The sequence below is a fragment of the Nonomuraea sp. NPDC003804 genome (assembly GCF_040610675.1).
Lineage (GTDB): Bacteria > Actinomycetota > Actinomycetes > Streptosporangiales > Streptosporangiaceae > Nonomuraea.
The window spans coordinates 100,000-126,962 of sequence record NZ_JBEXMT010000001.1 but is presented as its reverse complement, the minus strand read 5'-3'; the positions used below and the strand labels follow the sequence as shown (position 1 = coordinate 126,962).

General features: G+C 71.3%; 21 protein-coding genes. 14 read left to right on the top strand and 7 right to left on the bottom strand.

The features are described 5' to 3' along the window. Window positions 1-196: 196 nt before the first annotated feature. The 3 genes from ABZX22_RS00605 to ABZX22_RS00595 are packed head-to-tail and all read left to right on the top strand — an operon-like array spanning window position 197 to window position 2,005. Window positions 197-394, top strand: a complete 198-nt coding sequence (locus ABZX22_RS00605; protein ID WP_354904444.1) for a hypothetical protein — start codon at window positions 197-199, stop codon at window positions 392-394. 19 nt (window positions 395-413) lie between these two features. Continuing rightward, a complete protein-coding gene (locus tag ABZX22_RS00600; RefSeq protein WP_354904441.1) occupies window positions 414-1,379 on the top strand; it encodes a DJ-1/PfpI family protein in 966 nt (321 codons plus the stop codon). A gap of 2 nt (window positions 1,380-1,381) precedes the next feature. Continuing rightward, entirely contained in the window at window positions 1,382-2,005 is a 624-nt protein-coding gene (locus ABZX22_RS00595; protein WP_354904439.1) for a DJ-1/PfpI family protein, read from the top strand. Window positions 2,006-2,235: 230 nt separating this feature from the next. Here ABZX22_RS00595 and ABZX22_RS00590 read toward each other — a convergent pair whose 3' ends face one another. The 3 genes from ABZX22_RS00590 to ABZX22_RS00580 form a co-directional block, all read right to left on the bottom strand. Continuing rightward, window positions 2,236-3,432 (bottom strand): cytochrome P450, encoded by a 1,197-nt coding sequence (locus tag ABZX22_RS00590; RefSeq protein WP_354904436.1) that lies wholly within the window; start codon window positions 3,430-3,432, stop codon window positions 2,236-2,238. Between the two features lie 276 nt (window positions 3,433-3,708). Then, a complete protein-coding gene (locus ABZX22_RS00585) occupies window positions 3,709-4,305 on the bottom strand; it encodes a DUF1707 domain-containing protein (RefSeq protein ID WP_354904435.1) in 597 nt (198 codons plus the stop codon). A gap of 281 nt (window positions 4,306-4,586) precedes the next feature. Continuing rightward, window positions 4,587-5,321 (bottom strand): PadR family transcriptional regulator, encoded by a 735-nt coding sequence (locus ABZX22_RS00580; protein WP_354904432.1) that lies wholly within the window; start codon window positions 5,319-5,321, stop codon window positions 4,587-4,589. A 399-nt stretch (window positions 5,322-5,720) separates the two neighbouring features. On the opposite strand from ABZX22_RS00580, the gene ABZX22_RS00575 reads away from it, so the two are divergent. Together ABZX22_RS00575 and acnA are read left to right on the top strand one after the other, a co-directional pair. Beyond that, window positions 5,721-6,446 carry a metal-dependent hydrolase gene (locus ABZX22_RS00575; protein ID WP_354904430.1) on the top strand — a complete coding sequence of 242 codons (726 nt, stop codon included), beginning with the start codon at window positions 5,721-5,723 and terminating at the stop codon, window positions 6,444-6,446. A 146-nt stretch (window positions 6,447-6,592) separates the two neighbouring features. Next, window positions 6,593-9,370, top strand: a complete 2,778-nt coding sequence (acnA, locus tag ABZX22_RS00570) for an aconitate hydratase AcnA (RefSeq protein ID WP_354905232.1) — start codon at window positions 6,593-6,595, stop codon at window positions 9,368-9,370. Between the two features lie 444 nt (window positions 9,371-9,814). Here acnA and ABZX22_RS00565 read toward each other — a convergent pair whose 3' ends face one another. Beyond that, complete coding sequence (locus ABZX22_RS00565) at window positions 9,815-10,540, bottom strand: neutral zinc metallopeptidase (RefSeq protein ID WP_354904428.1); 726 nt, start codon at window positions 10,538-10,540, stop codon at window positions 9,815-9,817. Between the two features lie 419 nt (window positions 10,541-10,959). Here ABZX22_RS00565 and ABZX22_RS00560 point away from each other — a divergent pair, with 419 nt between their 5' ends. The 5 genes from ABZX22_RS00560 to ABZX22_RS00540 all read left to right on the top strand — a co-directional run bounded on the left by ABZX22_RS00560 (window position 10,960) and on the right by ABZX22_RS00540 (window position 16,350). Next, a complete protein-coding gene (locus ABZX22_RS00560; RefSeq protein WP_354904425.1) occupies window positions 10,960-11,685 on the top strand; it encodes a sulfite exporter TauE/SafE family protein in 726 nt (241 codons plus the stop codon). Between the two features lie 177 nt (window positions 11,686-11,862). Beyond that, window positions 11,863-12,990, top strand: coding sequence for a substrate-binding domain-containing protein (locus tag ABZX22_RS00555; RefSeq protein ID WP_354904423.1), 1,128 nt, complete (start codon window positions 11,863-11,865; stop codon window positions 12,988-12,990). Between the two features lie 71 nt (window positions 12,991-13,061). Continuing rightward, the gene (locus ABZX22_RS00550) at window positions 13,062-13,826 is read left to right on the top strand and encodes an ATP-binding cassette domain-containing protein (protein ID WP_354904420.1); all 765 of its coding nucleotides are present in this window, start codon (window positions 13,062-13,064) and stop codon (window positions 13,824-13,826) included. Then, window positions 13,823-15,097, top strand: a complete 1,275-nt coding sequence (locus ABZX22_RS00545) for an ABC transporter permease (protein ID WP_354904418.1) — start codon at window positions 13,823-13,825, stop codon at window positions 15,095-15,097. The genes ABZX22_RS00550 and ABZX22_RS00545 overlap by 4 nt, the downstream gene beginning before the upstream one ends. A 35-nt stretch (window positions 15,098-15,132) precedes the next feature. Then, window positions 15,133-16,350: an ROK family transcriptional regulator gene (locus ABZX22_RS00540; RefSeq protein ID WP_354904416.1), complete on the top strand. Its 1,218-nt coding sequence runs from the start codon at window positions 15,133-15,135 to the stop codon at window positions 16,348-16,350. 113 nt (window positions 16,351-16,463) lie between these two features. Here the strand turns inward: ABZX22_RS00540 and ABZX22_RS00535 are convergent, their stop codons facing one another. Then, window positions 16,464-17,234, bottom strand: a complete 771-nt coding sequence (locus ABZX22_RS00535) for a neutral zinc metallopeptidase (RefSeq protein WP_354904413.1) — start codon at window positions 17,232-17,234, stop codon at window positions 16,464-16,466. 69 nt (window positions 17,235-17,303) lie between these two features. Further along, complete coding sequence (locus tag ABZX22_RS00530; protein WP_354905229.1) at window positions 17,304-18,083, bottom strand: neutral zinc metallopeptidase; 780 nt, start codon at window positions 18,081-18,083, stop codon at window positions 17,304-17,306. Window positions 18,084-18,273: 190 nt separating this feature from the next. On the opposite strand from ABZX22_RS00530, the gene dxs reads away from it, so the two are divergent. Next, entirely contained in the window at window positions 18,274-20,154 is a 1,881-nt protein-coding gene (gene dxs, locus ABZX22_RS00525) for a 1-deoxy-D-xylulose-5-phosphate synthase (RefSeq protein ID WP_354905227.1), read from the top strand. On the opposite strand, the gene ABZX22_RS00520 is transcribed toward dxs, so the two are convergent. Further along, window positions 20,096-20,737 (bottom strand): VTT domain-containing protein, encoded by a 642-nt coding sequence (locus tag ABZX22_RS00520; RefSeq protein ID WP_354904411.1) that lies wholly within the window; start codon window positions 20,735-20,737, stop codon window positions 20,096-20,098. The two genes, dxs and ABZX22_RS00520, sit on opposite strands and share 59 nt — an antisense overlap. Window positions 20,738-20,942: 205 nt before the next feature. Between ABZX22_RS00520 and ABZX22_RS00515 the strand changes: the two genes are divergently transcribed. The 3 genes from ABZX22_RS00515 to ABZX22_RS00505 all read left to right on the top strand — a co-directional run bounded on the left by ABZX22_RS00515 (window position 20,943) and on the right by ABZX22_RS00505 (window position 26,960). Then, a complete protein-coding gene (locus ABZX22_RS00515; RefSeq protein WP_354904408.1) occupies window positions 20,943-22,412 on the top strand; it encodes an amino acid permease in 1,470 nt (489 codons plus the stop codon). A gap of 130 nt (window positions 22,413-22,542) precedes the next feature. Next, the gene (locus ABZX22_RS00510; RefSeq protein WP_354904405.1) at window positions 22,543-26,154 is read left to right on the top strand and encodes an NPCBM/NEW2 domain-containing protein; all 3,612 of its coding nucleotides are present in this window, start codon (window positions 22,543-22,545) and stop codon (window positions 26,152-26,154) included. Between the two features lie 101 nt (window positions 26,155-26,255). Further along, window positions 26,256-26,960, top strand: coding sequence for a hypothetical protein (locus ABZX22_RS00505; protein ID WP_354904402.1), 705 nt, complete (start codon window positions 26,256-26,258; stop codon window positions 26,958-26,960). Window positions 26,961-26,963: the final 3 nt, after the last annotated feature.

Genomic DNA, 26,963 nt, shown 5'->3' with positions numbered 1-26,963 from the left:
CCCGACCGTGCACGGCGATCCGTGTCCTGCGAGAAGCGGGCCCTCGAAGGGACGGGGCTGCCCTTCCGTACGGCACGCCCCCTCGACGCTGACCGGCCGTACGTCATCAGCGAGCACGCCGACCCGCAGGGCGCGGTGCGCGAGAAGGCGTCCTGGCCGGGGCCGGATCGCCCGCCACCCCGACACCCAGGACACGGTGCTGTTCGCCACGGCCTTCAAGGACCGTGACCCGGTAGCCGAGCAGCGGGACGAGCTTCGCCCGGCCACCTTCGTCGGCCCAGGTGGCGGCGGGATGTTCAGGATCGCCGGCAGAGGCGGGTACGGGCACCTGGGCCTCGACCTCGGGCGGCGTGGCAGGATATGCAATCTTCCTGTCATTGACGCCATCGTGTGACGCTGACCAGCATGAAAGCATGCAGCGGCGCGTCGTGATCGTGGTCTTCGAGGGGTTCCAACTGCTCGACATGGCCGGTCCCGCCGACGTGTTCGCCCTGGCGGGCATGCTGGCCGGCGAAGGCGGTTACCAGGTGGAGGTGACCGCCGTCCGCGCCGGCGACGTGGCCGCCCTCAACGGGGTCGCGACGGTCGTGCGGACCCCGCTGGCGGACGTCGACGGGCCGGTCGACACGCTGGTGGTCGCCGGCGGGCTGACCACCTTGGACTTCCTGCCGGACCGGGAGCTGATCGACGGCATCACGCGCCTGGCCGGGATGTCGCGCAGGGTCACCTCGGTGTGCGGCGGCGCGCTGCTCCTGGCCGAGGCGGGCCTGCTGGACGGCAGGCGGGCGACCACCCACTGGCTGGCCGCCGACGCGCTGCGCGCCAGGTACCCGCTGGTCGAGGTGGACGCCGATCCGATCTACATCAAGGACGGCACCGTGTGGACCTCGGCGGGCGTGACGGCGGGCATCGACCTCGCGCTCGCGCTGGTGGCCGAGGACCACGGGCACGCCCTGGCCAGGGACGTGGCCTGCGGGCTGGTGGTCTACCTGCAACGGCCCGGCGGGCAGAGCCAGTTCAGCACGCCGATGAGCGCGCTGACTCCGCGCAGCGAGCCGTTGCGCGAGCTCCAGACGTACATCGACGCCAATCCCGCAGGCGACCTGAGCGTGCCCGCCCTGGCCCGCCACGCGGGGATGAGTGAGCGGCACTTCTCCCGCGTCTTCACCGCGCAGGCCGGCCTGTCACCCGGCCGGTACGTCGAGCGCAGCAGGGCCGACGCCGCGCGGCGGCTGCTGGAGCTCACCGACCACCCGCTCGAGCGGGTGGCCAGGGAGGCGGGGCTGGGCACACCGGAGACCCTCCACCGCGTCTTCCACCGCCACTGGCGGATCTCACCCGGCGACTACCGTCGCCGCTTCCAGAAGAAGGAGCACTGACCATGCAGGTCGCCATCCCGCTCTACCGGCGCTTCACCGCGCTCGACGCCGTCGGCCCCTACACCGTGATGGCCTTCGCGCCCGGGTGCACCGTCACGTTCGTCGCCGCCGAGCCGGGCCCCGTCACCGACGACCGCGGCAGCCTCACTTTGCAGGCCACGGCGGGCTACGCCGACCTTCCCCGTCCCGACGTGGTCATCGTGCCCGGGGGCGCGGGGACCTTCGACGCGCTGCACGACCAGGCCCTCGTCGACTGGATCGCCGAAGCGCACGCCCACACCCGGTGGACGACGTCGGTCTGCAGCGGATCGCTCCTGCTGGGCGCCGCGGGGCTGCTGCGGGGCACGAAGGCCACCACGCACTGGGCCATCCTCGACATGCTGGCCCAGTACGGCGCCGAGCCGGTGAGCGAGCGGGTGGTCACGCAGGGCAAGATCGTGACGGCGGCGGGCGTGTCGGCCGGGATCGACATGGCGCTCACCCTGCTGGCCGGCGCCATCGACGTGGAGACCGCGCAGGCCGTACAGCTTGCCATCGAGTACGACCCGCAGCCGCCCTTCAACGCGGGCTCGCCGAAGACCGCGCCCAAGGGACTGGCGGAGCGGACGCTGGCGCTGCTCACCTAGCAGCGTACTGCCGCAGGTCGGCCCGGCGTCCCGGCACTACCGGCCGCTGCTCGACCGCCTGGCGCGCGCTCGACGCCCGCCCGGGGGAGCGGGTGCTCGGGTTCTCCACCGTCTCCGCACCTGGATGGCGGAGGTCTCCGGAGTACGGCAGGCGGAGGTCCCCGGGGGTACGGCGCGGCTGACGGCGTCCGCGGAGAGGGGATCGCAGGGGGCCCGCCGCGCCTGCCCCGTCAGGTCCCGCCGGTCTTGCGGACGGGCAGCCGCACGGGGCGGTGGACCAGGTTCCCCGTGGTCCACGGCAGGGTGTCGGCGGGTTCGGTGAGCGTCAGCCCCGGCAGCCGGTCGACCAGGACGCCCAGGATCTCCTGCAGCTCCATCCTGGCCAGGTTCGCGCCGAGGCAGAAGTGCGCGCCGCGGCCGAACGTGATGTGCTGCGGCCCCTTCCTGTCCAGGACCATGGTGCGCGGCTCGGGGAAGACGGACGGGTCGTTGTTCGCGCCGACGAAGGCGGCGATGATCCCTTCCCCCTTGCCGACCGTGCCCGAGGGCAGCTCGATGTCCTCGGTGGCCACTCTGATCATCGTGCCCTCGCCCGGCGTCTCCAGCCGCAGCAGCTCCTCGACGGCCGTGGGGATCAGCTCGGGCGCGGCGACGAGCCGCTCGTAGCTCTCCCGCGGATCGAGCAGCCTGAGCATCGACCTGGCCAGCACGGAGCCCGTCGTCTCGTGCCCGGCCAGGAAGAGCCCCACGGTCATCCGGACGAGCTCGTCCTGGCTCAGCCGGTCGCCTTCGTCCCTCGCCTCGATCATCGCCGCGAGCAGGCCGTCACCCGGGTCCTCGCGGTGGGCGGCGATGAGGTCGGCGGCGTAGTGGTAGAACTCGGTGGCCGCCGCGAGCTTCTCCTCCGAGGTGAGGCTCGACGTCGACAGCATCGCGTCCGACCAGCCGCGCACGCGCTCGGTGTCGATGCCCGCCACGCCCATCACGTCGCAGATCATCTGGACCGGCAGCGGGAAGGCCAGGTCGGCGACGAGGTCGAAGGTGGCGGGCAGCCGGTCGATCAGCTCGTGCGTGAGCGCGCGCAGCCGCGGCCGCCAGGTGGAGACCTGGCGCGGGGTGAAGGTGCCCGACAGCAGCCTGCGCAGCCTGGTGTGCTCGGGCGGGTCGGTGTTCATCAGGCTGCCGGGGGAGTCGGCGATGTTGTAGCCCTCGAACATCCGTGGCGCGCCGGGGTAGTGCAGGTTCCGGCTGAACCGGGGGTCGCTCAGCACCGCGACGACGTCGTCGTACCTGGTGGCCAGCGTGACCACGTCGCCGCTGGGCAGCCTGACCCGGCCGAGCGGATCGCTGTCGCGCCGTTGGGCGTAGCGCTCGTGCGGGCATCCACGGGGGCCGGTCAGGAAGGGAAAACTTTCGAGTTCGGCCATGGTTCGGACGGTACCCAGCGATCCGCGGGCTGCCTAGCCCTCAGTACGGCCCCGCATCCCTCACCCCGGTGCCCGGGTCCGCGGGCCTGTGGCCGTGCCTCGTTCCGGTGTCATGGGCCTGCGGGGCTGCTGCGGCCCTCGGTCCGGTGTCGCGGGTCAGCGGCGGGCCCTCGGCCGCGTGTCACCGGCCTGCGGGTCAGCGGCCCTTCCTCGGCGTCGTGTCACCGGCCTGCGGGTCGGCGGCCCTCCCTCGGCGTCGTGTCACCGGTCTGCGGGTCAGCGGCCGAGGCGGGCCAGGTGTGCCCGGCGGTGCGCGAACCCGAACACCATCGCGGCCACCCACACGAAGAACAGCACCTTCAGCACCGAGAACCCGCTCACCGCCAGGCCGATGACCAGCGCCACGAGCAGGACGGGGGCGAATGGCCCCGGGCCCCGGTGGCGGCGCCCCAGGTGGGCGTGGCGCATCCGGTGCGCGTGCATGCGCCGCAGGTGCCGGGCCCTTCTCGACCCGCCGTGCCCGTACTCCTCGGCCCACCGGCCCGCTCCCGCCCAGGCGGCCTCCGGCCAGCCGCCCGGCCACGCGTCCTGCCCGCGCCGGGCTTCCGGCCACGGGGCCCGCTCCCGCCAGGCGTCCGGCCAGGCGCCCGGCCCGTGCCAGACGGCGGCGTCCCGCGTGGGGGAGTGGCCGGGGCCCGGCAGGTCGGCGTGGACGTGGGCCAGGTCGCCGGCCGTACGGGCCGACAGCGCGAGGTCGAGCCGCTCGTCGAGCTCCTCGCGGGTCAGCCGGCCCTGCGCGAAGTGCTCGCGCAGCGCCGCCATCGTCTCGTCGCGCTCGGCGTCGCCGATGCGCAGCTGGTCGTCGGTGCTCATTGCGTGGCTCCTCTCGGGAGCCCCGTCCAGGGCTCCCGGCCTGCGCTCTGTCGTGATCGGGTCAGGGGCCGCGGCGCGCCGTGCGGCGACCGCGTGAGGGTCGGGTACGCCATCGGGCGCCCACGGGGAAAGCGGGTGGGGTACGCCATCCGGGCACCCCACGGGGAAGCGGGTCGGGTACACGATCCGGGCACCCATGGGGAAGCGGGTCGGGTTCGCCATCCGGGCACTCTCGGGGAGGGCGGATGGCGTGCCGCGGGGGGTGCCGGGCATGCCGGGGGTCACTCCTCCTCGGGGTCGCCGTCGGCCAGGATCTGGTAGAGCTTGCGGCGCGTCTCGATGAGCGCCTTGCGGGCCTCGCGGACCTGCGCCTCGGTGCCGCTGTGCAGGATCTGCATCATCGCGAACGCCGACTGCTTGGCGATGTCCATCAGCTCGGCCGAGTTGTCGTCGATGTCGGGACGCATCTCGTCCCAGGGCGCCCGCACCTCGTCGGCGTGCTCGGTGATGTAGGCGCGGCCGACCTCGGTGAGGCGGAAGGTCTTGCGGCCCTCGCTCTCCTCCGAGATGACCAGGCCCTCGTCGGTGAGCTGCTGCAACGCCGGGTAGACGGCGCCGGGGCTGGGCTTCCAGCCGCCCTCGCTGCGCTCGGCGATCTCCTGGATGATCTGGTAGCCGTTGCGCGGCTCCTCGGCGAGCAGCGCGAGGATCGCGGCGCGGACGTCGCCCCGCTTGGCCTTGCGTCCCCTGCCGCCGAACCCGTGGCGGCCGAAGGGCCCCCCGGGGCCGCCCCATGGGCCCCTGCCGAAGTCGAAGGGGAACGGCCCCGGCCGGCCCCTGCCGCGCTGCCTGTGATCGTGCGGGCCGCCCTCGGGCTGGGGGCCGCGCCTGTGGTGGTGATGCCCGCCGTGCTGCTGCCACGCCTCGGCCATCGTCCGGAACGCCTCGCGCGCGGCTCGCTTCATCTCCCTGGCGTCGGCCCACTGGCCGCCGCTCGCCGCCTGTGCGGAAGTCATGTCTTCTCCTTCTTGTTCACGATCGACCTTCGATCGTTCTCGATGCTTCGACGATATATCGGTAACGTGTCGATAGCAACCGATCTTGCGCGATCAATCCTGAGATGAGCGACAGAGTGAGCTAGATCACGAAAAAGTCGCGGAAATCGGGAACATGCATGGGGATGGAGGCCGTTAACTAGAGCAGACGAGGTCGTTCCGCGTCGGCAGGGCTGGGGGGTGCTGTCGCCGGGGTAACGGCCTCGTCTTCGTTTGCGGGCCCTGCCGTCCGGGCCGCGGCCCCCTGCGCTCCCTGGAACCGGGCGCCGCTCGCGTGCGGATGTCCGGCGGGCGTGGCGGAACGCCCATACGAGGGCTTGGTGCGCGCTTTGCCGTACGATGACGTAGCGTGATCTTGACATGATGGGGCACACGCACGCGATGTCGGGAGCCGCCGCCTGGCTGGGCCTCGCGCCCCCGCTGGCCATGCTCCCGCTGCTGAACGAGTCGAGCAGGTTCATCGAGACCGGCATCATGGCGGGCGCGCTGACCCCCGCCGAGATCATCGCGGGAGCGCTGGTGTGCGCGGGCGCGGCGATGCTGCCCGACCTCGACCACCCGAGCGCCACGATCGCGCAGACCTTCGGGCCCGTCACCTGGCTGCTCGGCAAGGGGGTCTCATGGCTGGCGGGCGGGCACAGGGGGGCGACGCACTCCCTGGCCTTCGCGGTGGCGGCCGGGTTCGGGACGCACTGGCTGGCCGGCAGCTACCCGATCGGCAGGGACGTCGTGGTGGTGCTGCTCATCGGGCTGGCGTTACGCGCGATAGGCATCGGCATCCCCGGCAACAAGCTGGGCTCGGCGATGGTCAACATCGGCCTGACCGCCGGCCTGTACGTGGTCTTCAGGTCGCTGGAGGTGGGCTACGCCTGGCTGGGCCTGGCGGTCGCGCTCGGCTGTCTCATCCACGTGGTGGGCGACTGCATGACCGAACGCGGCTGCCCGGTGCTGTGGCCGATGGCCTACAAGTTCATGCTGCCTTGGAAGATCGGCATCAAGACCGGCAAGAAGTTCGAGCAGAAGATTCTCGCGCCGGTACTTTCTGTCGCGATTATCGGCCTGCTGTACTGGAGACTTGCCTACTAGCCGGTAACTTGATGTCGAGATACTTTCCGAGATATCTTGACGTCGAGAGACCTGCCGCCACCTGCGAGTTAGGGTGACCTAACGTCGTGACAGGTGCTGAAGTGCGGCAGGATCTGTGACGGAGAACTTGTCTAACGAGGAGGCGAATCACCGTGTCCGCGAACAGCTTCGGCAGCCGTGACACGCTACGCGTCGGCGACGCGTCTTACGAGATCTTCCGGCTGGATGCAGTCGAGGGCGCTGCCCGCCTCCCGTACAGCCTGAAGATCCTGCTGGAGAACCTCCTGCGCACCGAGGACGGCGCCAACATCACCGCCGACCACATCCGCGCGCTGGGCCAGTGGGACCCGAACGCCGCCCCTGGCGTCGAGATCCAGTTCACCCCCGCCCGCGTCATCATGCAGGACTTCACCGGTGTGCCGTGCGTGGTCGACCTGGCCACCATGCGCGAGGCCGTACGCGACCTCGGCGGCGACCCCGCCCGCATCAACCCGCTGGCGCCCGCCGAGATGGTCATCGACCACTCGGTCATCGTCGACTACTTCGGCCACCCCGACGCCTTCCAGCGCAACGTGGAGCGGGAGTACGAGCGCAACCGAGAGCGCTACCAGTTCCTGCGCTGGGGCCAGACGGCCTTCGACGAGTTCAAGGTGGTGCCGCCCGGCACCGGCATCGTCCACCAGGTCAACATCGAGCACCTGGCCCGCGTCGTCATGATCCGCGACGGCAAGGCCTACCCCGACACCTGCGTCGGCACCGACTCCCACACCACGATGGAGAACGGCATCGGCGTGCTCGGCTGGGGCGTCGGCGGCATCGAGGCCGAGGCCGCGATGCTCGGCCAGCCCATCTCGATGCTGATCCCGCGCGTGGTCGGCTTCAAGCTGACGGGCAAGCTCCCGGCCGGCGCGACCGCCACCGACCTGGTGCTGACCATCACCGAGATGCTGCGCAAGCACGGCGTGGTCGGCAAGTTCGTCGAGTTCTACGGCGAGGGCGTCTCCTCGGTGCCGCTGGCCAACCGGGCCACGATCGGCAACATGAGCCCCGAGTTCGGCTCCACCTGCGCGATCTTCCCGATCGACGGCCAGACCGTCGACTACCTGCGCCTGACCGGCCGCTCCGAGGAGCAGGTCGCGCTCGTCGAGGCGTACGCCAAGGAGCAGGGCCTCTGGCTCGACCCGTCGGCGCCCGAGCCGGTCTTCTCCGAGTACATCGAGCTCGACCTGGCCACCGTCGTCCCGTCGATCGCCGGCCCCAAGCGCCCGCAGGACCGCATCGCGCTCAACGACGCCAAGCGGGCCTGGCGCGCAGCCGTCAAGGACTACGCCGCCGAGGAGGACTTCGGGCCGGTCGACGAGGCCGGGGCCGAGTCCTTCCCCGCCTCCGACGCGCCCGCCGTCGACCATGACGGCGACCGCGACCAGCCGCACACGCCCGCGCTCAACGGCGAGCGGCCGCACAAGAAGGTGCCCGTCACCCTGGCCGACGGCACCAGCTTCGAGATCGACCACGGCGTGGTCACCATCGCCGCGATCACCTCGTGCACCAACACCTCCAACCCCTACGTCATGCTGGGCGCCGCCCTGCTGGCGCGCAACGCGGTGGAGAAGGGCCTGACCCGCAAGCCGTGGGTCAAGACGTCGCTGGCGCCCGGCTCCCAGGTCGTCACCGGCTACTTCGAGCGCTCGGGGCTCCAGCCGTACCTGGACAAGATCGGGTTCAACCTGGTCGGCTACGGCTGCACCACCTGCATCGGCAACTCGGGCCCGCTGCCCGAGGAGATCTCGGCCGCCATCCAGGAGAACGACCTGGCCGTCACCGCGGTCCTGTCCGGCAACCGCAACTTCGAGGGCCGCATCAACCCCGACGTGAAGATGAACTACCTGGCCTCGCCGCCGCTGGTGGTCGCCTACGCGCTGGCCGGCACGATGGACATCGACCTCGACACCGAGCCGCTCGGCGAGGGCGCCGACGGGCAGCCGGTGTTCCTCAAGGACATCTGGCCCTCACCCGACGAGGTCGCCGAGGTCGTCAGCTCCTCGATCGGCCGCGAGATGTTCGAGCGCGACTACGCCGACGTCTTCAAGGGCGACGAGACCTGGCAGTCGCTGCCGATCCCGACCGGCGACACCTTCGAGTGGGACCCCGCCTCCACCTACGTGCGCAAGGCCCCCTACTTCGACGGCATGCCGGAGAAGCCGGAGCCCGTCACCGACATCGCCGGCGCCCGCGTCCTGGTCAAGGTCGGCGACTCCGTCACCACCGACCACATCTCGCCCGCCAGTTCCATCAAGGTCGGCACGCCCGCCGCGCAGTACCTGCAGGCCAACGGCGTCGAGGTCAAGGACTTCAACTCCTACGGCTCGCGGCGCGGCAACCACGAGGTGATGATCCGCGGCACGTTCGCCAACATCCGCCTGCGCAACCAGATCGCGCCGGGCACCGAAGGCGGCTACACCCGCGACTTCACCCAGCCCGACGGGCCCGTGTCGTTCATCTACGACGCCTCGGTCAACTACGCCGCGGCCGGCACGCCGCTGGTCGTCCTGGCGGGCAAGGAGTACGGCTCCGGCTCCTCGCGCGACTGGGCGGCCAAGGGCACGGCGCTGCTGGGCGTCAAGGCCGTCATCGCCGAGTCCTACGAGCGCATCCACCGCTCCAACCTGATCGGCATGGGCGTCCTGCCGCTGCAGTTCCCCGAGGGGCAGAGCACCGCCTCGCTTGGGCTGACCGGCGAGGAGACCTTCGACATCACCGGCGTCGAGGAGCTCAACCAGGGCACCATCCCCGGCACCGTCCACGTGAAGGCGGGCGACGTCGAGTTCGACGCGGTGGTCCGCATCGACACGCCGGGCGAGGCCGACTACTACCGGCACGGCGGCATCATGCAGTACGTGCTGCGGTCGCTGCTGGCCAAGTAGTCCGCCTGCCAAGCAGGCACGAACGTCCCGCACCCGCGACCCGGCCATCCGCCGGGCCGCGGGCGGCGGGAGCCCGGCCACCGGCCGGGCGGGCGCGACCCTGAACGCGCCCATCTCGGGGGAACCACCCGACCTGACCGCCGCCCGTCGCACCACCCCGCGCCGGGCGGCGGCGCCATTCCAGGGCCCCTCCGCCCACGTCACGCCTGCTGTGGGGCGGTGTCGGTCCTTCCCGTACGGCAAGCGTCCCCAGACCACCGTGGTCACCGGCGCCCGCCCGTCCATCACGCATACTCCAGCGGGACTCCGGTCCCCGCCGCTACGCCGTCCCCCAGCCCGCACACGGGATTCCACCTGCGGCCACCCCGGACGGATCCAGGCGGACGGGCGGCCTGGGAACGCCCCTGAGCAGGCCGTCAGGTGGTGTTGAGGGGCGCGGGTGCCTCAGGACACCTTCGACGCCGGTGCCGACCATGTGTCGCACGCCGACGGCGACACCGCCGCGTAGCCCCGCTTGAGCCACGACACGCGGCTGGCCCCCGACCCGTGGCTGCGCCGCCCGTCCGGCTCGTCCCCACTGGCTTTGACCACGTCGAGCAGCGCCGTCCAGTGCTCCGCCGAGCGGCCGAGCGAGCGCCAGACGCTGCCCGCGAAGACCCCGGCCAGGCAGTCGGCCTGCAACTCGTAGCGGCGGCCCAGCTCCGCCTGGTCGCCCGTGCGGGCGCGCACCAGCTTCTCGTAGGCGGCCCTGATGCCTGCCTGCTGCTGGACGTGGTGACCGTACTCGTGCGCGGCGACCTTCAGCGGGTACAGGTCGGTGCGTCCCTCGATCCACTGTCCTTCGAGGGGGAAGACGAGGGTGGCCTGGCCGGTGCAGTAGAACGCCGCGGCCCCGCCCGGCCACCGCACACCGCAGATCCGCTCGGTGGGCGCATCGACGTAGCGGACCTTCGGCCGCCGGAAGGGCAGCTTCGCCTTGGTGAAATGCGCTGACCATCCCCGGTTCAGGCAGGTCATGATCGCGGACAGGTACTCCTTCGAGCGCGGAATCCCGCCCGAGACGAGCGGCGGCTCCGGACAGGAGGCGACGGGCAGCCTGCCCGTTTTGTAGAGCGCCCCCGGCGTCCCCCGCACACCGGATGCCCAGCCCGGCAGCATGCCAGAGGGCACTGACCCGGCGAAGGCCAGCCCAGGGGAGGGCGAGGCGGGGGAGGGCGGTCCGGGTGTGGGTGTGGTGGGGGAGCGCATGCCAGAGGGCGCCGACCAGGCCATGGACGGTTCGGGGGAGGGTGAGGGAGAGGTCCGCCCAGGGGAGGCTGCAGAGGGCCGTTCAGGGGAGGGCGAGGTGGCAGAGGGCCGTCCAGGAGAGGGCGAGGCGGCAGAGGGGCGGCCGGGGGAGGGGGAGGCCGGAGAGGGCAGCCCGGGGGCGGGCGACGCCGACGAGTGTGACGCGAAGGAGAGCGGCCCGCGGAAGAGCGGGTCGGCGGGGGCCGCCTGGGCCGCGGGCGTGGTGGCCGGGAGGAGGACGATCGCGGCGCACGTGGGGATGGAGAGAAGGGGGAGTCGCACGGTCCTGCAGCATAGAGCCCATGACTTCCGAGGCGTTGATCGTGATATTGGCAGGTTCGGCGGTGCTGGTCGGCGCGATCGTCCAAGGCGGCGTCGGCTTCGGGCTCGGCCTGGTCGCCGCCCCGGTCGTGACGTTGCTCGACCCCACTCTCATGCCCGGCGCCATCCAGGTGGTCAACGCCACCCTGCCGCTGTTCACGCTGGCCGCCGAGTGGCGCAGGATCGACTGGCGCGGTCTCGGGTTCGCCGTGGTCGGCCGGTTGCCGGGCAGCGCGGTCGGGGCTCTCGTCGTCGTCCATGTCTCCACTCAGACGCTCGGCGTGTTCGTCGGCGTCATGGTCCTGGTCGCCGTCGCGCTGACCGCCCGGGCCGTCGCCGTCCCCAGGAACGGGTGGACGACCACGACGGCGGGTTTCGCCTCCGGCATCACCGGTACTGCCACCGGCATCGGCGGTCCGCCGGTCGCGCTGGTCTACCAGAGCGCCAAGGGGCCGCAGATCCGCGCCACGCTGGCGGCCTTCTTCTTCCTCAGCGCCTCCCAGTCGCTGCTCATTCTCTGGTTCGTCGACCGCCTGCCCGCCAGGGCGTTGGCGACGGGAGGGCTGCTCGTGCCGTTCCTGATCGGCGGCTTTCTCGCCTCCGGGCCGCTGCGGCGCCATCTCGACGGCAAGGGGGTGAGGGGCGCGGTCCTCACGGTGGCCGTGTTCTCGGCGCTGGCGCTGATCACGCAGAGCGTGATCGGTTGAGCGGGGTGTTTCTGGATTGTTACCCGCCACAACAAACTCAGCCGGATGAGGGTCTTCCAAAGCAGGCCGCGGCGGAATACGTTGCCGCAGACAACATTCACCGCGTACGGCAAGGCGCCGCCGTACGACCGGTGGAACCCCCACCCCCCGTCCATCCCCCAGAAAGGACCTTGCACCATGCGCAAGGGGATCCTCAGCCTGACCGCCGTGGCAGCGGCGACGACCCTCGGTCTCACCGCGTGCGGGGGCGACAGCGGTGGCACCACCCAGGCCGGCACTGCCCAGTCCAGCGCGGCGCCCGCCTCCAGCGCGGCCGCCACGGGCAAGATCGGCGTCATCCTTCCCGACAGCAAGTCCTCGGCCAGGTGGGAGACCGCCGACCGCAAGTACCTCGAGGAGGCGTTCAAGGCCGCGGGCGTCGCCTACGACATCCAGAACGCCCAGGGCGACAAGAACGCCTTCCAGACCATCGCCGACCAGATGATCACCAACGGCGCGACCGTGCTGATGATCGTGAACCTGGACTCCGGCACCGGCAAGGCCGTGCTGAGCAAGGCCAAGTCGCAGGGCGTGGCCACGATCGACTACGACCGGCTCACGCTGGGCGGCGGCGCGGCCTACTACGTCAGCTTCGACAACACCAAGGTCGGCACCCTGCAGGGCGAGGGCCTGGCCAGGTGCCTGGCCGACAAGAAGGCCGCCAAGCCCATCGTCGCCTACCTCAACGGCTCGCCGACCGACAACAACGCCACGCTGTTCAAGCAGGGCTACGACGGCGTGCTCAAGCCGAAGTTCGACTCCGGCGAGTTCGTGAAGGGCCCGGACGAGTCGGTTCCCGAGTGGGACAACGCCAAGGCCGGCACGATCTTCGAGCAGATGCTCACCGGCGAGTCGAAGATCGCCGGCGTGCTCGCGGCCAACGACGGCCTCGGCAACGCCGCCATCACCGTGCTGAAGAAGAACAACCTCAACGGCAAGGTGCCGGTCACCGGCCAGGACGCGACCGTCCAGGGCCTGCAGAACATCCTCGCCGGCGACCAGTGCATGACCGTCTACAAGGCGATCAAGAAGGAGGCCGACGCGGCCTCCGCGCTGGCGGTCGCGCTGGCCAAGGGCGAGAAGCCCGCGGCCACCGGCAGCGTCAAGGACACCGAGAGCGGCCAGGACGTGCCCGCCGTCCTGCTCGACCCCCAGGCGATCTTCTTCGACAGCGTCAAGGACGTCGTGGCCGACGGCTTCGTCGCCAAGGAAGAGCTGTGCACGGGCGAGTTCGCCGCCAAGTGCACCGAAGCCGGAATCCAGTAGGCCGGGAATCCCGTGATCGCGGCCGGGGGTACGGCTGGCGGCAGCCGTGCCCCCGGTGGAGGACGCAGCATATGAACCCCGTTCTTGAAGTCCGAGGGATCGACAAGAGTTTCGGTCCCGTGCAGGTCCTGCACGACGTCGCCTTCTCCGCCTACGCGGGCGAGGTGACCGCGCTGGTCGGCGACAACGGCGCAGGAAAGTCCACCCTGGTCAAGTGTATCGGCGGCATCCACCCGATCGACGCCGGCGACTACTTCTTCGACGGCAGGCAGGTCCAGGTCAACGGGCCCCGCGACGCGGGCGAGCTGGGCATCGAGATCGTCTACCAGGACCTCGCGCTCTGCGACAACCTCGACATCGTCCAGAACATGTTCCTGGGCAGGGAGCGCAGGAGCGGCCTGGTGCTCGACGAGGCCACGATGGAGGAGATGGCCCAGCAGACGCTCTCCGGCCTGTCGGTCAGGACCGTCAAGTCCATCAGGCAGAAGGTCTCCAGCCTGTCCGGCGGCCAGCGGCAGACCGTCGCCATCGCCAAGGCCGTGCTGTGGAACAGCAAGGTCGTCATCCTCGACGAGCCCACCGCCGCGCTCGGCGTCGCGCAGACCGGTCAGGTGCTCGAACTGGTCCGCAGGCTGGCCGACAAGGGCCTCGCGGTCGTGCTGATCTCGCACAACATGAACGACGTCTTCGCCGTCTCCGACCGGATCGCGGCCCTCTACCTCGGGCGGATGGCCGCCCAGGTCAAGACCTCCGACGTGACCCACGCGCAGGTCGTCGAACTGATCACCGCGGGGCGCAGCGGAGACCTGGGTCTCAGGAACGGGGTCTCGGCATGAGCGGCAGGATTCTCACCAGCGACCCCGCAGAGGACGGGGCGATCGTCACCGCGGCCCGCCGGCCCTCGGTCGGCAACAGCGCCCGCGCCTACCTGGAGCGGGTCCGCGGCGGCGACATGGGCGCGCTGCCCGCCGTGCTCGGCCTGGTCGTCCTGTGCACGGTGTTCGCCGTGCTCAAGCCGGTGTTCCTGACCCCGGTCAACTTCGCCAACCTCTTCCAGCAGGGCGGGCAGGTCACCGTCATCGCGATGGGGCTGGTCTTCGTCCTGCTGATCGGCGAGATCGACCTGTCGGCGGGTTTCGCCAGCGGCCTGTGCGCGGCCGTGCTGGCGGTCACGCTGACCGGCATGGGCCTGCCCTGGTACGTGTGCGTCCTGGCGGCCATCCTCACCGGCGTCGTCATCGGCCTCGTGCTCGGCGTGCTGGTGGCCAAGCTCGGCATCCCCTCCTTCATCGTCACGCTCGCCGGTTTCCTCGCCTTCCAGGGCGTCCTGCTGGCGATCCTCGAGGAGGGCACCAACATCTCCATCCGCGACGAGACCATCCTCGCCATCGCCAACAAGAACCTGCCCGCCGCGCTGGGCTGGGCGCTGTGGCTGGTCGGCGTCGGCGGCTACGCGGCCGTCCAGATCACCAGGTCGGTCAAGCGGAGCGGGCGCGGCCTGGTCGCCGATCCGTTCTCGCTGATCGCCGCGAGGGTCGGCACGCTGGCCGTGCTCACGGGTGTGGCCGTCTTCGTGCTCAACCTGGAGCGCAGCCGCAACCCCGCGGTGGCGTCGCTGAGCGGCGTGCCCGTCGTCATCCCGATCGTGCTGGCCCTGCTGGTCGTCTGGACGTTCGTGCTCGGCAGGACCCGCTTCGGCCGCCACCTCTACGCGGTCGGCGGCAACGCCGAGGCTTCGCGCCGGGCGGGCATCAACGTCGACCGGATCAAGGTGAGCGCCTTCGTCATCTGCTCGGCGATCGCCGCCGTCGGCGGGATCATCGCCGCCTCGCGCGGCGCGTCCGTCGACCCGAACACCGGCGGCAGCCAGGTCCTGCTCTACGCCGTGGGCGCGGCCGTCATCGGCGGGACGAGCCTGTTCGGCGGCAAGGGCAGGGTGCTGGACGCCGTCCTCGGCGGAGCCGTCATCGCGGTCATCGACAACGGCATGGGCCTGCTGGGCTTCGCCTCCAGCGAGAAGTTCATGGTGACCGGATCGGTGCTGCTGCTGGCGGCGGGCGTGGACGCCCTCGCCCGTCGTAGGGCAGCGGCCGCTGGTCTAAGGTGATCAGCGAATTCGGCACTTCAAAGGATCCACGAACGATGCGAGCGGGCCCGTCCCAGGAGGAGATCAGGCGCCACAACCTGGGCGCGCTGCTTCGTCACGTCCATCTCGGCGGGCCCACCTCGCGGGCCGAGCTGACCTCCAGGATGGGCCTGAACCGCAGCACGATCATGGCCCTGACCTCCGACCTGACCGCGGCGGGCCTGGTGCGCGAGGAACTTCCGCGCGAGACCGGCCGCGCGGGGCGGCCCTCCCTGGTGGTGCGGCCGGAGTCGTCGCGGGTCTACGTCTTCGCCTTCGACCTGGGCCCCGACCGGCTGGTCGTGGCCCGCGTCGGCCTCGGCGGGGTGATCCTCGACCGGCGCGAGACGGTACGGCGGCGCGGCGCCTTCGACCTGGACGAGGTCGTCGGCGCGCTGGCCGGCTTCGCCAGGCAGATGCACCGCAAGACCCGCGCCGACACCGTCTGCGTCGGCGCGGCGGCCGCGGTCGCCGGCGGGGTGCGCAGGAGCGACGGCGTCCTCAAGTACGCGCCCAACCTGCTCGCCGAGGACGTGCCGTTCGGCGAGGCGCTGAGCCGGAAGCTGGCTCTCGGCCTGCCGGTCAGCGTCGGCAACGACGCCAACCTGGGGGCGCTGGCCGAGCACACCCGTGGCGTGGGCGCCGCCGTGCGGGACCTCATCTACCTGCACGGCGACGTCGGCGTGGGCGGCGGCGTCATCGCCGGCGGCCACCTGCTCGGCGGGCACGACGGCTTCGGCGGCGAGCTCGGCCACATGGTCGTCCACCCGGGTGGCCGCCTGTGCGGGTGCGGCTCCCACGGCTGCCTCGAGGCGGAGGTGGGGGAGCGGGCGCTGCTGGAGGCGGCGGGCCGGGCGCCGGCAGGCCGCGTCGAGGGGCCGCTGGGCCGCGACGCGGTCAGGGCCGTCGTCGACGCCGCCGACCGGGGCGACATCGTCGCGCAGGACGCGCTCAGCCGCGTGGGCGACTGGCTCGGCCTGGGCGTGGCCAACCTGGTCAACATCTTCAACCCGGAGATGGTCGTGTTCGGCGGGATGCTGCGCGAGATCTACCTCGGCGCGGCCGCCCAGGTGCGCAGCCGCCTGGCCGTCGACGCGCTGCCCGCCCACCGGGAGAAGCTGCGCCTGCGCACCTCGGCGCTGGGCGACGACGCCACGCTGGTCGGCGCGGCCGAGCTGGCCTTCGCGAACGTGCTGGCCGATCCGCTGGAGGCACTGGCCCGAGCGGGCGGCTGAGGCGAACCCCGCGCCCGGCAGGCCGTCCCCCACAAGGGGCCCAAAAAACGACGGTGTCCGCGATCGGAGCGATCGCGGACACCGTGGGGTAGGTGGGGTAGCGGGACAGGACGTCAGGAAACGCGCGCCTTGGGGGCGCCGAAGGTGTTGCAGGCGTTCGGCGACTCGGCGTCGAAGCCGCGCTTGAGCCAGTAGGCGATGTTGGCGGGCTTGCCGTGGATGCCGTCGTCGAACCCGGCCTGGGCGACCTTCAGGATGTACTTGAAGTCGAAGTCACGCCGGCCGAGCGAGTGCCACACGCTGCCGATGAAGGCGCCGGAGAAGCACTCGGCCTGCAGTTCGATCCTGCGGGCCTCGTCGTAGATGCGCTTCTTGCTCTTGCCCTTGACCCGGTCGACGACGTCGATCATGCCGGTCAGCTCCTGGATGTGGTGACCGTACTCGTGGGCCACGACCTCCATCAGGAACAGCTCGGTCGGCTCGGACAGGATGGCGGGGTCCAGCAGGACCGTCATCTTGCGCTCGGGCGGGCAGTAGAGCGCCTGCGCGCCCAGGGGGAACTTGCCGCACTTGCCCACCGGCTGGCCGGGCTTGCTCACGACGCCGAACTTCGGCTTGACGAAGGGGATCTTCGCCTTGGCCAGCTGGCGGCTCCACGAGTCGTTGAGACAGTCGAGCACGAACTCCAGGTAGACCTTGGCCCCGTCGAGCGAGTCACGCTGGACCGGCTGCTCCTCACACTCCTTGAGCTCCATCGCCCCGGTCTTGTAGACCCTGTTGTCGGTCAGGACCCGCGGGAAGCCGGTGGTTCCTGCGGCGGCCGTACCGGCGAACAACAGGCTCGCCAGAACGCCGGAAAGCACGGCGAATAAGGGGGAACGCATAGTCACAGGACTTTAGACCACACAACGGCCGCGCCGGAAGGCGCGGCCGTCGTGTCCGGAGATCATGAACTACGAGACGTACCTGGCGGGAGAGGTCCAGGTGTTGCACGCGGCGGGGGCCCCGTAGTCCCACCCGCGCTGCATCCAGCGGGCCTGGTTGGCGCTGGAGCCGTGGTCGTTCTGCGGCCAGATGGAGGCGCCCTTCTCACCGAACCAGTCGATGATCTGCTGGTAGTAGGCCTCGTCGACCGGCAGCGTGTCCTTCACCGACTTCATGAAGACCGCCGACATGCACTCGGCCTGCAGCTCGAGGCGGCGGGAGTAGGCGAGCTTGGCGGACCTGCTCGCGCGCCAGCTGGCCTGGGCGTACCAGGGCATGATGCCGGCGATCTGCTGCACGTGGTGGCCGTACTCGTGGGCCATCAGCCGGCCGATGCCGACCGGCGACGGGTTACGCAGCTCCGTCTTGGTGATCAGCATGTACATGGTCCTGTCGGCGGAGCAGTAGACGCCGGAGGCGCCCGTCAGCCACCTGCCACAGGCGGTGTTGCGCTTGGAGGTGATGATCCGCAACCTGGGCTTGGCGAACGGCAGCCTGGCCTGCTTGAACTCCGATGCCCACGCGCGGTTGAGACAATTGGTGAACGCCTGGAGGAAGTGCTTGTAGGCCGCCGTGCTGCCACGCTGGATCTCTCCCGGCGCGCAGTTGGAGCGGGCGAGCGTCCCGGTCTTGTACAGCGGGCTGCTCGTCGCCGCGGCCTTCCCTCTCGGAGGCGCCGCCTGGGCGGCCGCGGCCTCCTGGGTGGTCGCGGTCGACGCCTCCGCGACGCCTGCCGTACCCACGCCCATCAGGGCAAGAACCAGCCCAGCCGACACAAGTGACGAGAGTTTCCTAAGGGGGACAGTGTTCATAGTGGGTCAACCCTAGGCCAAGATCGGACAAATCAGGGTGCATTTGACTCCATGGAGTCATCTTCTGCTTCACGAACTAGACTTCGATCCGTTGGCGAGTGGATGAGGGGATGATTCCGTGAGCGGGCTGCTGGCCTCGATCAAGGGACCGCACGACGTCAAACGGCTTGCGGTGGAGGAGTTGCCGCGGCTCGCCCAGGAGGTTCGCGACCTCCTCGTCGAGTCCTGCGCGAGGAACGGCGGGCACCTCGGCCCCAACCTGGGCGTCGTCGAGTTGACCATCGCGCTCCACCGGGTGTTCGACTCGCCGAGTGATCCGATCATCTGGGACACCGGCCACCAGTCCTACGTGCACAAGATGCTCACCGGCCGGGCGGGCGGCTTCGACGCGCTCAAGCAGGAGGGCGGGCTGTCCGGCTACCCGAGCCAGGCCGAGTCCCCGCACGACTTCGTGGAGAACTCCCACGCCTCGACCGCGCTGTCCTACGCCGACGGCCTGGCCAAGGCGTTCAAGCTGCGCGGCGAGCGCGAGCGGGTGGCGGTCGCGGTCATCGGCGACGGCGCGCTGACCGGCGGCATGGCGTGGGAGGCGCTCAACAACATCGCGGCCGTCAAGGACCTGCCGTGCGTGATCGTGGTCAACGACAACGGGCGCTCCTACTCGCCGACCATCGGCGGCCTGGCCACGCACCTGGCCAAGCTCAGGGTCGACCGCCGCTACGAGGACCTGCTCGAGTTCGTCAAGAACAAGATCGGCAACGTGCCCGTCGTCTACGACGCCCTCCACGGCATCAAGAAGGGCGTCAAGGACGTCCTGGCGCCGCAGGTGATGTTCGAGGACCTCGGCCTGAAGTACGTCGGCCCCATCGACGGCCATGACGAGCAGGCCGTGGAGGAGGCCCTGCGCAAGGCGCGCGGCTTCGGCGGCCCCGTCATCGTCCACGTCCTCACCCAGAAGGGCCGCGGCTACGCGCCCGCCGAGAACCACGACGAGGACCAGTTCCACTCGCCCGGCGCCTTCGACAGGGACACCGGCGTGGAGAAGCCCAAGGGCCGCATCTGGACCAACGTGTTCAGCGAGGAACTGGTCGAGCTCGGCAAGGAGCGCGACGACCTGGTCGCCATCACCGCGGCCATGCTGCACCCGACCGGGCTCAACGCCTTCGCCGACGCCTTCCCCGACCGCACCTACGACGTCGGCATCGCCGAGCAGCACGCGCTGACCAGCGCGGCCGGGCTCGCGCTCGGCGGGCTGCACCCCGTCGTCGCCGTCTACGCCACCTTCCTCAACCGGGCCTTCGACCAGCTGCTGATGGACGTCGCCCTGCACAAGCTGCCCGTCACCGTCGTCCTCGACCGGGCGGGCGTCACCGGTGACGACGGCGCCAGCCACAACGGCATGTGGGACCTGTCGATCCTGCAGGTCGTGCCCGAGCTGCGGATCGCGGTGCCGCGCGACGGCGAGCGGCTGACCGAGCTGCTGCGCGAGGCTGTCGCCGTCGACGACGCGCCGACCGTGCTGCGCTTCCCCAAGGGGCCCGTCGCCGAGACCGTCGAGGCGATCGGCAAGCTCGGCGAGATGGACGTGCTGCGCGCGGGCGAGCCCGACGTGCTCCTGGTCGCCGTCGGCCCCATGGCCCACGCCGCGCTGGAGGCCGCCGTGCTCCTCGACGCGCAGGGCATCTCCGCCACCGTCGTCGACCCGCGCTGGGTCAAGCCGCTCGACGAGGCGCTGGTGCCGGCCGCCGCCGCGCACAAGCTCGTGGCGGTCGTCGAGGACAACGGCAGGGTCGGCGGCGTCGGCGACGCGGTCGCCCGGCTGCTGCGCGACAACGACGTCGACGTGCCGGTGCGCACGTTCGGCATCCCGCAGCGCTTCCTCGACCACGCCAAGCGGCCCAAGATCCTCGGCTACGCGGGCCTGACCGGCCAGGACCTCGCCCGCGACATCACCGAGGCGGTCGCGAAGCGCGGCTCGGCTCTGGAGCGGCAGCCCGCCCAGCAGTGACCGCCCGGCGCACCACGGCGGACAGCGTCACGATGACGAGCGCCGCCACGGCCGCCACCGGCAGCAGCAGTTCGGCGTGCTCGCGGACGACCCCGCCCGCGAGCGCGCCGACCGTCACGTAGGCGCTCACCCACGCGGTGCCGCCGATCAGCGCCCACGGCATGAACCTCCGGTACGGCACGCCGAGCGCCCCGGCCACCGCAGGGGTGAGCGCGTGCACCACCGGCAGGAAGTAGGCCAGGGCCAGCGCCCACCCGCTGCGCTCGAACAGTTCCTCGGCGCGCTGCCAGCGTTCCTCGCCCACCCGGCGGCCCAGGCGACCGTGGCGCAGGCGGAAGCCGAACGTCCTGCCCGTCCAGTGGCCGCCGGAGGCGCCCGTCAGGCAGGCCAGCACGCCGGCCGCGACGAGCGCGGCGGCCTCGGCCGGTGTGTCGGCGGTCGTGCCCGCGACGATGAGCAGCGCGTCGCCGGGGACGACGAGGCCGACGCCGACGGAGGCGTCCAGGGTGAGGAAGGTCAGCATGAGGGGCCACACCAGGAGCAGATCCTGGGCGGCGAGCGCGTCGAGCAGGTCCCCGAACATGCCCCCAGCCTGGCGGCGGGCCGGCCGGCACCCATCGGGGCCCGACCCCGGGCCGACCCGGAGGTCGTCCGGCCACTCGGAGGAGGGGCCGCCGCCCTTCCGGCCGGGTCCCGTCGGGCCCCGCTCATCGGGGAAAACGACCGTGGCGCGGGACCGGGGTCGCTGACCTGCGAATGGTCACCGGTCGTGTGGGAAAACTCACAAAATGGAGATCTTCCGCACCAAGAGTGTCGAACAGTCGATCAGAGACACCGAGGAACCCGAGCACCAGCTCAAGAAGCGTTTGTCGGCCGTCGATCTGACCGTCTTCGGCATCGGCGTGATCGTCGGCACCGGCATCTTCGTGCTGACCGGACAGGTGGCGAGGGACACGGCAGGCCCGGCCGTCGCACTGTCGTTCGTGGTCGCGGGCGTCGTGTGCGCCCTGGCCGCACTGTGCTACGCCGAGTTCGCCTCGACGATCCCCGTCGCGGGCTCGGCCTACACCTTCTCCTTCGCCACGCTGGGCGAGTTCCCCGCCTGGATCATCGGCTGGGACCTGATGCTCGAGATGGCGCTGGCCGGGGCGGTGGTGGCGGTCGGCTGGTCAGGCTACTTCACCTCGCTGCTGAACACCGTCGGCGTGCATCTCCCCACGCTCACGGTGTTCGGCCTCGAGGTCAACTATCCGGCCATGGCGATCGTCGCGCTCCTGACCGTGATCCTGGTGCTGGGCATCAAGCTGTCGTCCCGGGTGAACCTCGTGATCGTGATCATCAAGGTGGCGGTGATCCTGCTGGTGATCGTCGCCGGCCTGTTCTACGTCACCGCCCAGAACTACACGCCGTTCATCCCGGCCCCCAAGTCCAGCCCGGCCGTCCAGGGGCTCGGCGCGCCGCTGATCCAGGTGCTGTTCGGCATCACGCCCGTCGCCTACGGCGTGATCGGCATCTTCTCCGCCGCCGCGATCGTCTTCTTCGCCTTCATCGGCTTCGACATCGTGGCCACGGCCGCGGAGGAGACCGTCAACCCGCAGCGCGACCTGCCGCGCGGCATCATCGGCTCGCTGGCCATCTGCACCTTCCTCTACGTCGCCGTCTCCCTCGTCGTGGTCGGCATGCAGCCCTACAGCCGGCTCAGCGTGGACGCCCCGCTAGCCGACGCCTTCCGCGCGGTCGGCCAGCCGTGGATCGCCGGCCTGATCAGCATCGGCGCCATCGCGGGCCTCACCACCGTGGTCATGATCCTCATGCTCGGCCAAACCCGGGTGCTGTTCGCCATGTGCCGTGACGGGCTGCTGCCGCGCGTGCTGTCGAAGGTCCACCCGAAATACGGCACGCCCGCGCGCATCACCGTCATCGTCGGCTTCGTCACCATGGTGCTGGCGGGACTGATCTCGCTGAGCGCGCTGGCCGAACTGGTCAACATCGGCACCCTGTTCGCCTTCGTCGTGGTGTCGGTGGGAGTGATCATCCTGCGGCGGACCCGGCCGGACCTGCACCGTGCCTTCCGCGCGCCGATGGTGCCGCTGCTGCCGATCCTGTCCGTGCTGGCCTGCTTCTACCTGATGCTGAACCTGCCGGTGGAGACGTGGCTGCGGTTCTTCGCCTGGCTGATCATCGGTGCGGTGATCTACTTCCTGTACAGCTACCGCCACAGCATGGTCGCCCGCTTCCGCAGCGGCGCACCCCGGTAACCCCGGGACGGCCGGGCGCGCGTCCCCGCCGGGCGCGCGCGGGTTCGCACGCATGAGCATCTTGCAGAAAGCTGCATAAGGAGCTTACGGTGTGCGCAGAATTGCGCAGACCCCCCGGAGGCTCATGCCCATGCGCAGCATCACGTGCTGGTTAGCGACCGCCGCGCTCGTCACCCTCGGCGTGGTGGCGACACCCGCCACCGCGCACGCCGACACCCTCGAACCGATCACCGAGCTCGCCGCCGACAACGGCGTCTACACCGCGCAGGCGGGCGCCGCCAGGCTCCGCGTCACCTTCCAGCGGGACGACGTCTTCCGCCTCGAACTCGCCCCTGACGGCACCTTCACCGACCCCGCCAACACCGGCCAGGACGCGAAGATCGTCGTCAAGACCGACTACCCGGCGGTGCCCTCCACGTGGAAGGAGCTCGCCGACCGCTACGAGATCAGCACAGGCGCGCTGACCGTCAAGATCGGCAAGAGCCCGGCGCTGGTCAGCGTCTTCCGCGCCGACGGCAGCCAGGTGCTCGCCGAGAGCGCCCCGCTGTCCTGGGACGCCGCCGGCACCCGGCAGACCCTCGCCCCCGTCGCCAAGGAGCAGTTCTTCGGCGGCGGCATGCAGAACGGCCGCCTCAACCACACCGGCCAGGTCGTCAACGTCGCCGCCAACCACGACTGGGACGACGAGGGTTACCCGAACGCGGTGCCGTACTACGCCAGCACCGCCGGGTACGGCGTGCTGCGCGACACCTTCGCGCCCGGCAGCTACGCCTTCAAGCAGCCGCTGGTCGCCACCCACAAGGAGCAGCGCTTCGACGCCTACTACTTCGTCGGCCGGCCGTACGACCTGAAGACGCCGCTCGACCGCTACACCGAGCTGACCGGACGGCCGCTGATGCCGCCGATCTACGGCCTGGAGATGGGCGACGCCGACTGCTACAACCACTCCAGCCCGACCTACACCGGCGGCAAGAACCCGAAGAAGTGGACGACACCCAGCGCCGCCACGGTCGCGCAGGGCTACGTCGACAACGACATGCCGCGCGGCTGGATGCTGGTCAACGACGGCTACGGCTGCGAGTACACCGACCTGCCGGAGGCGGGCCGGCTGCTGCGCCAGCGCGGCGTCGAACTGGGCCTGTGGACCGAGCGCGCGCTGACCGACCAGGAGTCCGAGGTCAGGGACGCGGGCGTGCGGGTCCGCAAGCTGGACGTCGCCTGGGTCGGCGCGGGCTACCGGCACGCGCTGACCGGGTGCGAGGAAGCCGCCGGCGGCATCGAGAGGTACTCCGACGCCCGCCGCTTCGTCTGGATGGTCGAGGGCTGGGCGGGTTCGCAGCGCTGCGCCGTGCAGTGGACCGGCGACCACTACGGCACGCTCGACGCCATCCGCTGGCAGGTCCCGGCCATCACCGGCGCCGGCCTGTCCGGCATGCCGTTCACGGCGGGCGACATCGACGGCATCTTCGGCGGCAGCGGCGAGTCGTACGTGCGTGACCTGCAGTGGAAGGCGTTCACGCCGGTGCTGATGTCGATGTCGGGCTGGGCCTCCCATGACAAGCAGCCGTGGACGCGCGGCGAGCCGTACACCTCCATCAACCGCAAGTACCTCAAGCTGCGCGAACGGCTGCTGCCCTACCTGTACACCCACGCCGCCGAGGCGCACCGCACCGGCGTCCCCGTCAGCCGGGCGCTGGTGATGGAGTATCCGCGCGACGAGACCGCCTGGCAGGTCAAGGACGAGTTCCTGGCGGGCTGGGACTTCCTGGTCGCGCCCGTCCACACCGCGGGGGACGTCCGCACCGGCATCTACCTGCCCGAGGGCCGCTGGGTCGACTACTGGAGCGGCGAGGTGCACAACGGCCCCAAGACGCTCGGCGGCTACAGCGCGCCGCTGGACCGGCTGCCGCTGTTCGTCCGGGCCGGCGCGATCGTGCCCATGTACCGTGAGGGCGTCAACAACCACGCCGAGCACCGGCCGGCCGACCCGCTGACGCTGGACCTCTACCCGAGCGGCGAGTCGACCTTCGCCATGTACGCCGACGACGGCAGGACCCGCGCGTTCGCCGCCGGCCGGTCGGCCACCCAGACCTTCACCGTCAAGGCGCCGCGGGACGGCTCGGGCGTGATCACCGTGGGGATCGGCGCGCTCGAGGGCGAGTACGCCGGCAAGCCCGCCGCCCGGCCGTACGAGCTGGTCGTGCACCTCGGCGGCGCACCCCACCAGGTGCGCTACGGCAAGCAGAAGCTGCCCGAGATCACCGCCGAGCGGTACGCGGCAGGCGAGAGCGGCTGGTACGCCGACGGCGCCACCGTCAGGGCGCGCGTCCCGGCCCTGTCCACCGCCGGGAGCGCGGAGCTCATGCTGACCGGCGCCACCGTGCTCGGCGGCAGGCACCCCGGCGACACCGACGTCGCCGTCGCCGCCGAGCTGCCCGCCATGCTGACTCCCGGCGCGACGGTCGAGGTGCCCGTCTCCGTCACCAACACCACCGGCGGCACGATCCGCGACGTCGAGCTCGGCGTCCGCGTGCCCGAGGGCTGGAGCGCGCCGGCTCCCGTCCCGGCGGGAAGCGTCGCCGACGGCCGGCGCGTGGACAAGACCGTCGCCGTCGCCGTCCCCGCCGACGCCAAGGCCGGTACGGTCACCCTCACCGTCACCGCCGCCTACCGGGCGCACCAGGAGCGCTACACCGCCACGGCGGCGACCGCGGCCAAGGTGCCGCACGCCTCGCTCGCGGCCGCCTTCGCCAACATCGGCGTCACCGACGACGCCGACCCGGGCAAGGGCAACATCGACGGGGGCGGCGGCAGCTTCTCCTACCAGCGCCTGGCCGCGGCGGGCGTCACCCCCGGCGCGTCGCTGACCGTGCAGGGCGTGCCGTTCACCTGGCCCTCCATCCGGCCGGGGCAGCCCGACAACGTGGCGGCGGCCGCCCAGACGATCGCGCTGCAGGGGCAGGGCAACACCCTGGCCTTCCTCGGCACCGGCACCAGCACGCAGGCCAGGGGCCCGCTGACCGTCCACTACGACGACGGCACCAGCGACACCGGCACGCTCGGCTTCGCCAACTGGTGCTGCGTCGACCCGGGCTCGCACGGCTCCAAGCCCGCCTTCTCGCACAAGGGCAAGAACCTGCCCGCGGGTGCGAACCAGTTCCCGACCGTCGACTACCGCGTCTTCTACAACCAGGTCAGGGTGAACCCGGCCAAGAAGATCGTCGCGGTCACGCTGCCCGACAACGCCGCCGTCCATGTCTTCGCCGCCACGGTGGCGACCACGAAGCTGCCCGACCCGCCCAAGGGCCAGGCGTGGGCGTCGGAGGTGACCTGGCTGTCGGCCGACAACGGCTGGGGGCCGGTGGAGAAGGACCGCAGCAACGGCGAGAGCGGCGCCGGCGACGGCCGGCCGATCACGCTCGGCGGGACCGTCCACGCCAAGGGGCTCGGAGCGCACGCCCCCTCCAGGATCTCCTACCACACGGGCGGCGCGTGCTCGGCGTTCACCGCCACGGTGGGCGTGGACGACGAGGTGCAGGCCGGGTCGGTCACCTTCGCGGTGCTGGCCGACGGGAAGGAGGTCTACCGGTCGCCCACCCTGACGGGGGCGGCGCAACCGCTGGAGATCGCGGCCGACATCAAGGGCGCCACCTACGTCGACCTGGTCGTGGGCGACGCCGGTGACGGCAACGGGGCCGACCACGCCGACTGGGCCTCGGCCGCGTTCACCTGCGCCCCCTGACAGCCCGGCCCGCGCCTGGCCGGACCCGCCACCGGAGCACACCGGCGGGGCCGGCCGGGCGCGGGCGGGAACCCCGAGGGGCGGGGCGGTGTATCGGGAGCATGAGACGCATCGCGCTGGTCCTGGCCCTCCTGCTGCCCGCCCTGGCCACCGCGGCCCCCGCGCGGGCGGGCGGCTGGGCCGCCACCTACCTCGACCCCGTCCCCGCGACCTTCGCCCCGGACGCCACCTACACCGTCGGCTTCTGGATGCTGCAGCACGGCACCCACCCCTACGAGGTGGCCAGGAAGCTCGGCACGGTGGGCCTGAAGTTCACCAGCGGCGCCAGGAGCCTGGAGTTCACCGGCGTGCCGCTGAAGGAGAAGGGCCACTACGCCGCCGCGATCGCCCTGCCCGCGGGCCACTGGCGGGTCGAGGCGATCCAGGGCTGGTTCGCGCCCTACGACGTCGGCACGCTCACGGTGCCCGGCCCCCTGGCGGTCAGGCCGCTCGACCCCGAGCTCAAGCGCATGATCGCCGGCTATCTGTCCATGAACGGCGGCAAGGACCCGTGGGGCGCGGTGCGCCCTCCGGGCTTCGTCAGGCAGGGCGCGCCGGCCACACCCGCCGCGGCGGCGCTGCCCGCCGCTTCAGCTCCGGCCGCCGCTGCCACTCCCGGTCCGGCCACCGGCCAGGGCGGCCGTCCGGGAGCTGAACCCGGCCCGGTCCCGGCCGGCGGGCCGTGGCCGTACTGGCTCGGGCTGGGCGTGGCCGCCGCGGCGGGCCTGACCCTCGTCGTGGTCAGGCGGCGGCGCGTCAGAGCGTGAAGA

Excerpts from the sequence above, each read along its gene's own strand:
- ABZX22_RS00600 (WP_354904441.1), top strand. The coding sequence starts at position 414 with ATGCAGCGGCGCGTCGTGATCGTGGTCTTCGAGGGGTTCCAACTGCTC.
- ABZX22_RS00595 (WP_354904439.1), top strand. The coding sequence starts at position 1,382 with ATGCAGGTCGCCATCCCGCTCTACCGGCGCTTCACCGCGCTCGACGCC.
- ABZX22_RS00590 (WP_354904436.1), bottom strand. The coding sequence starts at position 3,432 with ATGGCCGAACTCGAAAGTTTTCCCTTCCTGACCGGCCCCCGTGGATGC.
- ABZX22_RS00585 (WP_354904435.1), bottom strand. The coding sequence starts at position 4,305 with ATGAGCACCGACGACCAGCTGCGCATCGGCGACGCCGAGCGCGACGAG.
- ABZX22_RS00580 (WP_354904432.1), bottom strand. The coding sequence starts at position 5,321 with ATGACTTCCGCACAGGCGGCGAGCGGCGGCCAGTGGGCCGACGCCAGG.
- ABZX22_RS00575 (WP_354904430.1), top strand. The coding sequence starts at position 5,721 with ATGATGGGGCACACGCACGCGATGTCGGGAGCCGCCGCCTGGCTGGGC.
- ABZX22_RS00560 (WP_354904425.1), top strand. The coding sequence starts at position 10,960 with ATGACTTCCGAGGCGTTGATCGTGATATTGGCAGGTTCGGCGGTGCTG.
- ABZX22_RS00555 (WP_354904423.1), top strand. The coding sequence starts at position 11,863 with ATGCGCAAGGGGATCCTCAGCCTGACCGCCGTGGCAGCGGCGACGACC.
- ABZX22_RS00550 (WP_354904420.1), top strand. The coding sequence starts at position 13,062 with ATGAACCCCGTTCTTGAAGTCCGAGGGATCGACAAGAGTTTCGGTCCC.
- ABZX22_RS00545 (WP_354904418.1), top strand. The coding sequence starts at position 13,823 with ATGAGCGGCAGGATTCTCACCAGCGACCCCGCAGAGGACGGGGCGATC.
- ABZX22_RS00540 (WP_354904416.1), top strand. The coding sequence starts at position 15,133 with ATGCGAGCGGGCCCGTCCCAGGAGGAGATCAGGCGCCACAACCTGGGC.
- ABZX22_RS00535 (WP_354904413.1), bottom strand. The coding sequence starts at position 17,234 with ATGCGTTCCCCCTTATTCGCCGTGCTTTCCGGCGTTCTGGCGAGCCTG.
- ABZX22_RS00530 (WP_354905229.1), bottom strand. The coding sequence starts at position 18,083 with ATGGGCGTGGGTACGGCAGGCGTCGCGGAGGCGTCGACCGCGACCACC.
- ABZX22_RS00520 (WP_354904411.1), bottom strand. The coding sequence starts at position 20,737 with ATGTTCGGGGACCTGCTCGACGCGCTCGCCGCCCAGGATCTGCTCCTG.
- ABZX22_RS00515 (WP_354904408.1), top strand. The coding sequence starts at position 20,943 with ATGGAGATCTTCCGCACCAAGAGTGTCGAACAGTCGATCAGAGACACC.
- ABZX22_RS00510 (WP_354904405.1), top strand. The coding sequence starts at position 22,543 with ATGCGCAGCATCACGTGCTGGTTAGCGACCGCCGCGCTCGTCACCCTC.
- ABZX22_RS00505 (WP_354904402.1), top strand. The coding sequence starts at position 26,256 with ATGAGACGCATCGCGCTGGTCCTGGCCCTCCTGCTGCCCGCCCTGGCC.